Here is a 12714-nt window from a genome sequence, read left to right on the forward strand (position 1 = left end):
GTGGGCGCGTCTCCGCTGGGTGCGGGCAATCGTGCCGCAAAGGGCGGCACGGGTGGGCGCGGCGGCACCCCGCTCCGCCGGGTTGCGGACCCGCCAGGTCTCAATGGCAACGCCCAGCACCTTCACACCGGCCTCCGAGCAACCCCCGACACGGAAATCCCCCGGCCCTCGCACCCGCCCCAGCGACAATGACCCCGTGCGGTACAGAATCCTGGGCGTCACCACGGCAGAGGACGAGTACGGCTCCGTCGTACCCATCGGCGGCCCCCGGCTCCGCGCCCTGCTCACCGCCCTCGCCCTGCGCCCCTCCCGCGTCGCCACCCCCCGGACGCTGATCGACGCGGTCTGGGCGCAGGACCCGCCCCAGGACGCCCCCGCCGCGCTCCAGGCCCTCGTCGGCCGGCTCCGCAGGGCCCTCGGCAAGGACGCCGTCACCTCCGAGGCCGGCGGCTACCGACTCGCGGCCACCAAGGACGACATCGACCTCCACGTCTTCGAACGGCTCGTCCAGCAGGGCACCGACGCCCTCGCCGCCGACGACCCCGTCCGAGCGGAGCAGCACCTCGACGTCGCCCTCGCCCTCTGGCACGGCCCCGCCCTCGCCGACCTCCCCGACCGCTCCGCCGCCACCCGCCCGGAGGCGAGGCGCCTGGAGGCGACCCGGGCCAGGGCAGAGGCCCGGCTACGGCTCGGCCGCGGGCTGGACGTCGTACCGGAACTGCGGGAACTGACTGCCGTACACCCGTACGACGAGCCGCTGCACGCCCTCCTGATCCGCGCCCTGCGCGACACCGGCCGGGACGCCGACGCCCTCGCCGCGTACGAAACGGCCCGCCGCGCCCTGGCCGAAGGCCTCGGCACCGACCCCGGGCCCCGACTGCGCGCCCTCCACGCCGGCCTGCTCGCCTCCGTCCCGCAGGAGGAGAAGCCCTCGCCCGCTCCGCCGGAGCCCGAGCGGATGCAGCCCGGGACCATCCGCCCCCGGCTGACCTCTTTCGTCGGCCGGGAACCCGAGATCGACGCCATCCGTTCCGAGATGCACAGGGCCCGACTCGTCACCCTCACCGGACCGGGCGGCTCCGGCAAGACCCGTCTCGCCGAGGAAGCCGCCGCCGGGCTCCCGCAGGCATGGCTGGCCGAGCTCGCCCCGCTCGACCGGCCGGAGGCGGTGCCGGGAGCGGTGGTCAGTGCGCTCGGGCTGCGCGAGACCATGCTGATGACCAGCGAGCTCACCGCCGTGCAGGACGACCCCGTCGGCCTGCTCGTGGAGTTCTGCGCGCCGCGCAGCCTCCTTCTGATCCTTGACAACTGCGAGCATGTCATCGGCGCCGCCGCCCACCTCGCGGAGACCCTGCTGACCCGCTGTCCGGGGCTCACGATCCTGGCCACCAGCCGTGAACCCCTGGGCGTGCCGGGCGAGTCGGTGCGGCCGGTCGAGCCCCTGCGGCCGGACCACGCCCGTCGGCTGTTCGCGGAGCGCGCGGCCGCCGTCCGTCCCGACGCGGACGCCGTGCTCGGCGACGAGCGGGCGGTGGCGGAGATCTGCCGTCGGCTGGACGGGCTGCCGCTCGCCATCGAACTGGCGGCGGCCCGGCTCCGACTGCTCACCCCCCGGCAGATCGCCGACCGCCTCGACGACCGCTTCCGCCTCCTCACCTCCGGGAGTCGTACGGTCCTGCCCCGCCAGCAGACCCTGCGTGCCGTCGTCGACTGGTCGTGGGACCTGCTCGACGACGCCGAGCGGACGATGCTGCGCCAGGTGTCCGTGTTCGCCGGCGGCTGGGACCTCGCGGCGGCCGAGGCCGTGTGCTCCGGGCCCGCCGCCGAGCTGATCGGGGCACTGGTCGACAAGTCCCTCGTCGTGGCGTCCCCCAGCGCGGACGACGGCTCCTTCGGCATGCGGTACCGCATGCTGGAGACCATCCACGAGTACGCCGTCGAGCGCGCCGCCGGCACCCCGCGGCTGCGCACCGAGGCCGAGCTCCGGCACCGCGCCTGGGCGCGGGCGCTCGCCGAGCGGGCCGATCCGCTGTTGCGCTCCGCCGGGCAACTGCCGTGGATATCCCGCCTGGAGACCGAGCTGGACAACATCCGCGCGGCGCTCGACCGGGCCCTCACCGCCGGGGAGGAGGCGGAGGCCGCCGCCCTCGCCCTGGCCATGGGCTGGTTCTGGTGGCTGCGCAACTACCGCCACGAGGGCATGGAATGGCTCGAGCGGACCCTGCTCCTGGGCGTGGCCCTGGATGCCGAGGGCCGTGTGCCGCCCGGTGGCGCACCTGAGCTGCCCGGCCACATCGACCACTTCCTCGCCGCGCCCGGCGGGGAGGCGGGGCATCCGCTGCACGCCCTGCGGATGGATGTGCGCATGCTGCATCTGTTCTTCATGATCGAGGCCGGGCCCGTGGAGACGTTCGTGGACGAGCAGCGGCCGTACATGGAGCGGTTGGGCGCCCACTACGTCGGTGGCGGGCCGCACGCGGCCCGCATTCCGGGGCTCGTCTGCCCGATCCTCTTCTCCTTCCTGGGCGACCAGGGCGAGGTCCGGGCCGTCCTGGACGCCGCCGTCGCCGACTGCCGTACGTACGGCGGTGACTGGGAGCTCGCCGTCGCCCTGATGTTCCGGACGCACACGGTCGTCGACGGCCCCGGTGGCCTGGAGGGCGTCGACGACGACCTCGCGGAGCTGCGGATCCTCAGCCGCCGCGCGGGTGACCGCTGGCTGGGCGCCCAGGTGTGCAGCGCGGCCGGCGAGGCCGCCATGGCGCGCAGCCGCTTCGAGGACGCCAAGGGGGAGTACGAGGAGGCGCTGCGGCTTGCCTACGAGGTGGGCGCCTTCGCCGAGTCGCCGTTCCTCATCGCCCGGCTCGCCGAGATCGCCTACCGCGCGGGAGACCGGGAGGCCGCGCTGGCGCTGCTGGACGACGCCACCGTCGCCGCCGACCGGTACGGCGTGCGGGACTCCAAGGCGTACATCCTCCTGATGCGCACCCAGATGGCGTTCGAGGAGGGGCGCACCGGCCAGGCGCGCGCGTGGTGCGAGGAGGCCCGCGCGAACGCCGCCTCCGGCACACCGCCGCCGCAGTTCATGGTGATGCAGCTCCTGCTCGACGCCGTGATCACCGCGAGGGAGTCCGGCCCGCGGTCCGCCCTGCGCAAGCTGACCGGAGCGCTGCGCGAAGCCGTGGACAAGCGGTGCTCGGACGTGGTCAGGGCCACGGTCGTGGACGGCGCGGCGGGCCTGCTGGCCGACCTCGGCGACTTCCCGCGCGCGGCCCGGCTGCTCGGCACCGGCGACCACTGGCGGTCCGGCCGCCCGCGCTCCGTGCCGGAACGCGCCCTGGTGGAACGGACCGAGGGCGCCGTTCGTGCCGCCCTGGGGAGCGCCCGGAGCGAGGCCGAGCGCGTCCGCGGCACGGCCCTCACCGCGGACGACACCCTGCGCGAGCTGGACGAGGCACGCCGCGCGTACGCCACCGACGCGGTGATGTGAGCGGCCGTACCCGTCAGCCGCAGGTGAACGTGGACTCCGCCCAGTCCACCGGCATCGGGTTGTCGAGGGCGCTGCGCGGTTCCACCACCAGCCGGACCGTGCTGCGGCCGGTGAGGTTCACATGGACTGGCACGGCCGGGTCACCGCCCTCGATGAGCGGGGACCGCCACAGCCGGGCCCCGTCGGCGTAGACGGAGAAGTACACCTTGCCGAGCCTCAGCGTCATGTCGTCCACCCCCACGAGCGCGTCGTACGACGAGCAGGAGCGGTTGAGGTCGATGGTGACGGACGAGCGGCCGTGCACGGTGACGCCGTGGGCGTACCGCTGGTCGCCGACCGACAGGCCGGACCGCTTCCAGACCCAGCTGCTCGAACCGATCCGCATCTCGAGCTTCGTGCCGTCGCCGCTGATGTCGTACGACAGTCCGCTCCACTGGTAGACGGCCGGGGCGGGCGGGGGTGGCGGGGGTGGCGGGGGAGTGGGCGTCGGTGTGAGGGCCGGAGGCGGTGTCGGCCTCGGGGACGCGGGCGGTGGAGCGGGCGTCCGGGTCGGGGCCGGGGTCGAGGTCGGGTCCGGGTCCGGACTCGGGCTGGTCCTGGAGCTCGGGGTGGGCGCGGGTGTCTCGGCGCGTGCGGGCACGATCCCCGGCGGCCGCGGCCGCGGCCCGGGTTCCGGCCGGGAGGGGGAGGGCGTGGGCTCGCCGGGGCGCACCACGGACGACGGGGGAGGGGACGAGGGAGCGCTCTCGGCCTCCTCGTTCGGCTTCTCGTTGCCGGCCAGTGCCAACACCACCGCCGCCACCACACCCACGGCGACCACACCGGCCGCGATACCGGCCTTCACCGGTGCGCCGACCCCCTCGGAGGCCGCCGCACCACCTCCGCCTCCGGCCCCGCCGGCCGAACCGCCGCCCGTCGCGGCTGCCCCGCCGGCCGAGCCACCCGCCGCCGCTGCGGCCCCCGCCGCACCGGCCGCGCCCGCGCCCCCGGCGATGAGCCCGGCCGCCTTCGCATATCCGGCGGCCCCGAACCAGCCGATGACGGCGACCGGCACGACGGCCGGGATACCACCGGCCACTTCCTCGATCTGGATCGCGGCCAGCCGGCACTTCGCGCACTCCTCCAGGTGCTTGCGCAGTCCCCGCTCGGCCCGGGTGCGCAGCCGCCCGCGGGCGTAGGTGCCGAGCTGGTCGGCGTAGCGCGCGCACTCCTCGTCGCCGGTGAGCGTGGCGCTGACGTGGGCCTGGAGGTAGGCCTGCTTGAGGCCCTCGCGGGCCCGGCTGGCGAGCACACGCGTGCCGTTGGCGTCCAGCCCGAACAGCGTGGCGACCTCGCTGGGCGACTCGTCCTCGATCTCGGTGTGCCACAGCACGGCCTGCCAGCGCTCCGGCAGCGACCGGAAGGCCCGCATGGCCATGGACTGCTCGGCCTCGTGCATCGCCCGTGCGTCGGCGCCCCGTTCGAGTGTGTCGTCGTCGGACACGGCGGACCCGCGGGCGGACTGGGCGGCGAACACCGCGAAGTCGTCGACGAGCTGCTCGCGCCGCGCCGACCGCGTCCAGGAGGCGGCGACGCGCCGGACGGAGGTGAGCAGGTACGCGCGTACGGCGTGCGCGGGACCCGCGCCGCCGCGTACCGCCTGGAGCATGCGGGCGAAGACCTCGGCGGTCAGGTCGTCCGCGGTGTGGGTGTCCCGGCAGCAGGTGCGGGCGTACCGGCGCACGGCCTGCGCATGGCGCCGGTACAGCTCCTCGTACGCCGTGTCGTCGCCCGAGCGCATCCGGTCGATGAGGTCGGCATCGGACGGCGGCAGCTCGCGCGGCGGCGGCAGGACGCTGTCCTCGCGCCGGTCGCGCTGGGCCGGGACCGACTCGGCGGGGTGCCCGCCGGGCGACACGCTCGCGCGTCCGCCCTGACTCGGCACCTGCGGCGGGACCGGGCTGCCGGCCGTGGCATCGCCGTTCCCGCTGCCGCTCGACTCGTCCCGACCGTCAACGCTCATCGCGGTAAGCCCCCGCCAGCCGCCCAACCCGTCCAGACCACCGGGTCAGCCTGCCATATTGGCTTTTGGTCAGAACCCCTTAGTCCGGACCATCACTCATCCGTGGGGACTTACCGCACGGCAGTACTAGCCGTCACTCATTCAGGGAAGGCTCCCTCTTCGCTCCGGGCCCGGACGTCCCGCCCGAGCCCGGAAGCCCCACCCGGCCCGGGCCTGCTCGCCCCGGGCCCCGGTGGCTCACGCCGGTCGCGAGCGCAGCCCCTCCAGCAGGATGTCCAGCAGCCGGGCCGACGCGGCAGCCTGCTGTGCGGCGTCCGGCAGCGAGGGCGCGGCCGTGGCGATCACCAGCAGCACGTCCGACACCGACACGTCCGCCCGCAGCTCACCGGCCGCACGCGCCCGGTCCACGAGCTGGCCGACGACCTCGAGCAGCGCCGACGTCCCGGTGTCGTCGGCCTCGACCGCCGGTACCGAGGCGACCGCGACCGGCTGGTCCGGGACCAGCCGCAGCTCCGTCGTGCCCGGCTGGGTCCGCTGCTGCGGCACCCGCGGCTGGCCGCCGGCGCCATCCTCGACCGAGACCCGCAGCACCTGCGGCGGCAGCAGCCGCCCGGCGCCGGAGGCCACCGACGTCCGCAGGAAGCGCGACAGCGCCGACCACGGCTCGTCCTCCTGCCCGAGCGCCGCACGCGCCTGGTCGGTCAGCCGGGAGGTCTCCTCCTCGGCTATCCGCCGCACCAGGACGTCCTTGCTCGGGAACCGCCGGTACACCGTGCCCACACCGACCCGCGCGCGCCGCGCCACGTCCTCCATCGGCGCGCCGTACCCCAGCTCGCCGAAGACCTCGCGTGCCGCACGCAGTACGTGCTCCAGATTGCGCTGTGCGTCCACGCGCAGCGGCGTCGTCCGCGAGGTGTCGCGTCCGTTGCCCGCCGCCGCGCTCATCGTGATGCCGCCCGCTACTGCGGACGCGGTCGACCAATGAGAGTCCTGAACATGCATAAGCATTCCCCCGGTAATGACGTCTCCCCCCGGAGACACTCCCCGCCATTCGATACCAGGGCGAGGGAACCGGCCCGGTTCCGCGGCCCGCCCGTCGCGGACCCCGGTGAGCACATCCCCCTACACCCCGTCGACACACGAACATAGTTGAGAGGGAGTCAATTCAGAAGGGGCAGGTTCCGCACGGAGCGCCCACCGATCGGAGTACGGGCCGCATACGTCCCGAATGTGCCCCCGCGCGCCCCCTGCGCTACCCCATCTGACCTGCACTTATGCTCCGCAGGTCGCTAATCCGGCCAACTCCGCGCGCTCTCCCGCTCCGGTCACACAATTCGTCGAGGCTGTGGACAAACGCAAGCGGCGGGTGCGTCATGGGATGGTGAAGGAACGTGCGCGCATTCTCGTTGTCGGTGGCGGCTACGTCGGGATGTACACGGCCCTGCGCCTGCAGCGCAGACTGAAACGGGAACTGGACCGGGGCGAGGTGGAGATCACGGTCGTCACCCCCGACCCGTACATGACCTACCAGCCGTTCCTCCCCGAGGCCGCCGCAGGCGCGATCTCCCCCCGCCATGTCGTCGTACCGCTGCGCCGCGTCCTCGACCGGTGCCGGGTCCTGATCGGCGAGGCCACCGCCGTCGACCACGCGAAACGCACCGCGGTCGTCACCACCCTCGCCACCGAGGAGGAGGGCACGGGCGGACAGCGGCTGTCCTACGACGAACTCGTCCTCGCCCCCGGCTCCGTCTCGCGCACCCTGCCGGTCCCCGGCCTCGCCGACCACGGCATCGGCTTCAAGACCGTCGAGGAGGCCATCGGCCTGCGCAACCACGTCATCGAGCAGATGGACATCGCCTCCTCCACCCGCGACCCCGCGATCCGCGACGCGGCCCTCACCTTCGTCTTCGTCGGCGGCGGCTTCGCGGGCGTGGAGGCACTCGGCGAACTGGAGGACATGGCCCGCTACGCCGCGCGCTACTACCACAACGTCCAGCCCGAGGACATGAAGTGGATCCTCGTCGAGGCCTCGGACCGCATCCTGCCCGAGGTCGGCGAGGAGATGGGCCGCTACACCGTCACCGAACTGCGCCGCCGCAACATCGACGTCCGCCTGCGGACCCGGCTCGAGTCCTGCGCCGACCGGGTCGCCGTCCTCAGCGACGGCGCCCGCTTCCCCACCCGTACGGTCGTCTGGACGGCCGGCGTGAAACCCCACCCGGTACTCGCCGCCAGCGACCTGCCCCGCAACGGCCGCGGACGCCTGAAGTGCACCCCGGAACTGTCGGTCGACGGCACCACGCACGCGTGGGCCGCGGGAGACGCCGCCGCCGTCCCCGACGTCACCGCCGGGGAACCGGGCCGCGAGTGCGCCCCCAACGCCCAGCACGCCGTACGCCAGGCCCAGGTCCTCGCCGACAACATCGTGCACTCCCTGCGCGGCGAACCCCTGGAGACGTACGAACACGCCTACGCCGGTTCGGTCGCCTCCCTGGGCCTGCACAAGGGCGTCGCCCACGTCTACGGACGCAAGCTCAAGGGCTACCCCGCCTGGTTCATGCACCGCGCCTACCACCTCAGCCGCGTGCCCACCTTCAACCGCAAGGCGCGCGTCCTCGCCGAATGGTGCCTGGCCGGCCTGTTCAAACGGGAGATCGTCTCCCTGGGTTCACTCGAACACCCCCGGGCGGAGTTCGAACTCGCGGCCGGTGGAAAGCCTTCTCTGGACCCCCCGCACAACCCGAAGGGGTCGTCCTGACCGGACCCAGGAACTCCAGCGGCCGGCCCGGCGTCTGACGGATGTCGGTCCGGTCCGCGCCCTGCCAGACTGGTCCACCACCGCGGGCGTGCCACCCCACGTCCCGGTGCGGGCCTCCGGGCCCCGGCCGGTTCCGGTGCCGGCCGCCGACCACTACGCGAGGCAAGGATTCGTGAACTTCACGCGCTGGAGCGCCCGGCTCCCCGGAACGCAGCGCCGCGCCGCAGCGCGGACCGAGCAGTCGGCCTCCCCGGACCGGCGGGGGGAAGGCTCCGTACCCGCCGCCCGTGCCGAACAACTGACCGACGAGACACCGTCCGTACCCGCCGTCGACGAGCTGCGGGTGCGTGAGGTCCTCGACCGCGTCCCGTCCCTCGTCGCCCTGGTCCACGGCCCCGACCACCGCATCGCCTACGTCAACGACGCCTACACGACCGCCTTCGGCGTACGCCCGCTGGGCGAACGCGCCCGCGAGGCCCTCCCCGAGCTGGACGCCCTCGGTCTGTTCCCCCTCCTGGACCAGGTCCAGCGCAGCGGCAAACCGCGCACGGTCAAGTCCCGCAAGGCCCCCGACGGCCGCTCCTACACCTTCACCTGCACCCCGGTCGCCCAGGGCGACGGCAAGGGCGGCGGCGAAGGCCGCGGCGTCCTCGTCTTCGCCACGGACGTCACCGACCACGCCGAAGCCGCCGAACGCCTGCGCGCCAGCGAACGCCGCCAGCGCGAAACGGCGGTCACCCTCCAGCGCTCACTGCTCCCCCAGGAGCTCGAAGAACCCGACGACCTGCGCATCGCCGCCACCTACCACCCCGGCGGCACCGAGGCAGCGGTCGGCGGCGACTGGTACGACGTGATCACCCTGGGCGGCGGCCGCACCGCCCTGGTCATCGGCGACGTCATGGGGCGGGGCGTCCGCGCGGCGGCGGTCATGGGCCAGCTCCGCACGGCGGTCCGCGCGTACGCCCGCCTCGACCTGCCCCCGCACGAGGTCCTCCAGCTCCTCGACGGCCTGGCAGCCGAGATCGACGCCAACCAGATCGCCACCTGCGCGTACGCCATCCACGACCCGAACGAGGGCAAGCTGATCTACTCCTCGGCGGGCCACCTCCCGATCCTCGTCCGCGACGAGAACGGCACGGTCCTGCGCGCCGAGGAACCCACCGGCCCCCCGCTCGGCACCGGCGGCTGGATGCACACCTCGGGCTCGATCCCCCTCGCCCCCGGCTCCACCGCCGTCCTCTACACGGACGGCCTGGTCGAGCGCCGCGACGCCGACCTGGACGAGGGCATCGCCGCCCTGGAACGCGCCCTGGCCGGCGCCACCGGCACACCCCAGGTCGTCTGCGACCGCCTGGTCCGCTCCGCGGGCGTGACCCCCGACCACGACGACGACGTGGCCGTCCTGGTCCTCCAGCACCCCGCCCGCAAGGGAGCGGAGAGCGAGCTCTTCCGCAACGCCGCCCTGGAACTCCTGGGCGGCGTGGAAGCGGCCCCACGCGCGCGTGCCTTCGCCTCCGGCGTCCTGACCAGCTGGCGCTTCCCCGCCGACCTGCACGACCTGGGCGTCCTGGCCACCAGCGAACTGGTGGCCAACTCCCTCCAGCACGGCACCCCGCCGATGCGTCTGCGTCTGCGCCGCACGGACCGCCGCCTGATCATCGAGGTCACCGACGGCGACGACCATCTGCCCAGACGCCGCCGCGCGGAACCGGGCGACGAGTCGGGCCGGGGCATCGCCATCGTCGCCACGATCGCGTCGAACTGGGGCTGCAGACGCACGCCGGGCGGCGGCAAGGCGGTGTGGTGCGAATTCGCCCTGCCGTGCACTCAGTCGACCTAGCCGACGGCCAGCGGATCAGACGTCAGCGGAAACGGGCGCCCCACCCCGCGCCACGACCCGGCTCTTCCCGAGCCACGGCTGATCCTGCGCATCGGTCAGCTGCCGACCCAACCGCACGGCCAGGACGGTGATCCCCAACGAGAACACCAAGAACGCCACGATGTACGGCGCGTGCAGCGAGGCCCCCAGCGGACCGCCCACCGCCGGCCCGACGGCCAGCGCGAGCTGCTTGACCAGGGCGAACGCGGAGTTGTACTGCCCGGCCATCCCCTCCGGCGCGAGATCCGCGACCAGCGGGGCCACGGTCGGCGACAGCATCGCCTCACCCAGCCCGAACAGCGCGTACGTCGAGACGAACGCGGCCGTCGCCATCTCCTGGCTCCCGTGCCCGAGCCCCGCGTACCCGGCGACGGCCCACGCCACGGCCCAGATCAGCCCGACGGCGGCGATCACCCGCGACCGCCGGCGCCGCTCCACGAACCGCAGCACGGCGAACTGCGCGATGACGATCACCAGCGTGTTGGCGGCGAGCGCGGTGCCCAGCGCGGACGTCGAGATCCCGGCGGCCTCGACCCCGTACGCGCTCAGCCCCGACTCGAACTGCCCGTAGCAGGCGAAGAACAGCACGAAGCCCAGCACGCACAGCTGCACCATGGCCCGATTGCCCAGCAGCTGCTTCCAGCTGCCCCGGCCCGACGCCCTGGGAGCGTCCTCGATCCGCGGCGCGTGCGGCAGCCGCACGGTCGTCATCACCACGACGAGCAGCAGGAACATCGCCGCCTCGATCGCGAAGAGCAGCGTGAAGGAGGCGGCGCTCGTCGTGTCGACGAGATGCCCGCCGATCAGACCACCGACCCCGAGCCCGAGGTTCTGCAGGAAGAACTGCATGGCGAAGGCACGCGACCGCGTCTCCGCCGACGAGCAGTCGACGATCATCGTGGCGAGCGCCGGCTGCATGACGGCCTGCCCGGCTCCGAGCAGGGAGGCCGACACCAGCACGGCCGCCGCACTGCTCGCGATCCCCAGACTCAGGGCACCTATGGCGGCGGTGATCAGGGCGACGAGCAGCACCGGCAGCGGGCCCCGCCGGACGATGGCCCGCCCGGCGAACGGCAGCACGACCAGCGCGGCCACAGCGAAGACGGCGAGTACGAGCCCCGCCGTCATGGCCCCCAGCCCTCGCACCTGCGCCACATAGACGTACAGGTACGGGACCGTGAAGCCGAGCCCGAACGCGCTGAGTGCGTTACCCACGTGAATCCGGCGCATCGCTGCGCCCATCGCCCTGGTCACGTTCACCTCTCTCACAAGTTAGGAGTGAAGACTTCGAAACTAAAGTTCGAAGCTAAAGAGTACATACCCAAGGACTTCAAGGCAAAGAACGTCCGTGCGATACTGCGCACATGGGCGACACTCCCGGCCCCAGTGAGCCGACCCTCGAAGAGCAGATCGCGGCCTACCAGCGCGAGTTCCAGGACCTCGACCCCCAGGTCGAGCAGATCGTCTCGGCCCTGTCCCGCCTTAATCGCCGCATGAACGTCGCCTACGGCCGTCAGACCTCGGCCCTCGGCATCAGCAACGCGGAGTGGGAGGTCCTCAAGGCCCTCGTCCTCTCCGGAGCTCCCTACCGCCTGGGCCCCAGCGACCTCGCCAAGCGCCTCGGCCTCACCCCGGCCGCGATGACCCACCGGATCGACCGCATGGTTGCCGAATCTCTGGTGACCCGTGAGCGAGACGAGTCGAACCGCGTACGCGTCATCGTGGAACTGACATCCGAGGGGCGAGAGAAGTGGCTGGAGGCGATGCGCCTGGCGTCGGTCTTCGAGGAGGACCTGCTCCAGGACCTGACCCCCGACGAGCGCACGGCGCTGGGCGAAGTGCTCACGCGCCTGCTGCGCCGGGTCGAGCACGCCCAGCCGGACGCCGGCGGACGCCTCACCGACCTGGACTGACGCCGGGGCCGAAAAGATCTTGACAGGGGCCGCTTGACAGCCCCCTGGTGGATCCGTAGTGTTCTTCGGGTTGCCGCGGAGCCGTAAGGGTTCTGCGACAGCACTTCCGCCGCACCAGCGGCACCCAAACCACCAGCTCGACCTCCCAACGGGATTGATTTCGGCGTGCCCGAATTCAATTCGAATTGGGACTCGACGATCCGATCGACACAGCTTCGATTTGAGAATCGCCGAGAGGGCGCGCTAAGGTTAGGAACGTCGGAACGGCCCAACAGCCGCGAAGACAAACCCCGCTGACCGGGGATCAGGCCCGAAAGGATCTGATAGAGTCGGAACCGCCGGAAAGGAAAACGCGGAAGCGGAACCTGGAAAGCATCGAGGAAATCGGATCGGAAAGATCTGATAGAGTCGGAAACGCAAGACCGAAGGGAAGCGCCCGGAGGAAAGCCCGAGAGGGTGAGTACAAAGGAAGCGACCGTTCCTTGAGAACTCAACAGCGTGCCAAAAGTCAACGCCAGATATGTTGATACCCCGTCTCCAGCATTTGCTGGGGCGAGGTTCCTTTGAAAAAACACAGCGAGGACGCTGTGAACGGTCGGGCCTATTCCGCCTGACTGTTCCGCTCTCGTGGTGTTGCACCGGATTACCGGTACACATTCACGGAGAGTTTGA

General features: G+C 72.6%; 7 protein-coding genes. 4 read left to right on the forward strand and 3 right to left on the reverse strand.

What is annotated here, in order from left to right; genetic code table 11:
• Positions 1–196: 196 nt before the first annotated feature.
• On the forward strand, positions 197–3490 hold the full coding sequence (locus tag G3I77_RS13670; protein WP_248503509.1) for a BTAD domain-containing putative transcriptional regulator: 3294 nt from the start codon (positions 197–199) through the stop codon (positions 3488–3490).
• Between the two features lie 13 nt (positions 3491–3503).
• Here the strand turns inward: G3I77_RS13670 and G3I77_RS13675 are convergent, their stop codons facing one another.
• Positions 3504–5492, reverse strand: a complete 1989-nt coding sequence (locus G3I77_RS13675; RefSeq protein WP_248503510.1) for a sigma-70 family RNA polymerase sigma factor — start codon at positions 5490–5492, stop codon at positions 3504–3506.
• A 237-nt stretch (positions 5493–5729) separates the two neighbouring features.
• Complete coding sequence (locus G3I77_RS13680) at positions 5730–6494, reverse strand: TetR/AcrR family transcriptional regulator (RefSeq protein WP_248503511.1); 765 nt, start codon at positions 6492–6494, stop codon at positions 5730–5732.
• 376 nt (positions 6495–6870) lie between these two features.
• Here G3I77_RS13680 and G3I77_RS13685 point away from each other — a divergent pair, with 376 nt between their 5' ends.
• A complete protein-coding gene (locus G3I77_RS13685; protein ID WP_248503514.1) occupies positions 6871–8250 on the forward strand; it encodes an NAD(P)/FAD-dependent oxidoreductase in 1380 nt (459 codons plus the stop codon).
• A gap of 172 nt (positions 8251–8422) precedes the next feature.
• The gene (locus G3I77_RS13690) at positions 8423–10090 is read left to right on the forward strand and encodes a SpoIIE family protein phosphatase (RefSeq protein ID WP_248503515.1); all 1668 of its coding nucleotides are present in this window, start codon (positions 8423–8425) and stop codon (positions 10088–10090) included.
• Positions 10091–10105: 15 nt separating this feature from the next.
• Here G3I77_RS13690 and G3I77_RS13695 read toward each other — a convergent pair whose 3' ends face one another.
• Positions 10106–11371 (reverse strand): MFS transporter, encoded by a 1266-nt coding sequence (locus G3I77_RS13695; protein WP_248503524.1) that lies wholly within the window; start codon positions 11369–11371, stop codon positions 10106–10108.
• Between the two features lie 122 nt (positions 11372–11493).
• Between G3I77_RS13695 and G3I77_RS13700 the strand changes: the two genes are divergently transcribed.
• Positions 11494–12042, forward strand: a complete 549-nt coding sequence (locus G3I77_RS13700) for a MarR family winged helix-turn-helix transcriptional regulator (protein WP_248503519.1) — start codon at positions 11494–11496, stop codon at positions 12040–12042.
• Positions 12043–12714 lie beyond the last annotated feature (672 nt).

The organism is Streptomyces sp. D2-8, from assembly GCF_023184515.1.
Classification (GTDB): domain Bacteria; phylum Actinomycetota; class Actinomycetes; order Streptomycetales; family Streptomycetaceae; genus Streptomyces.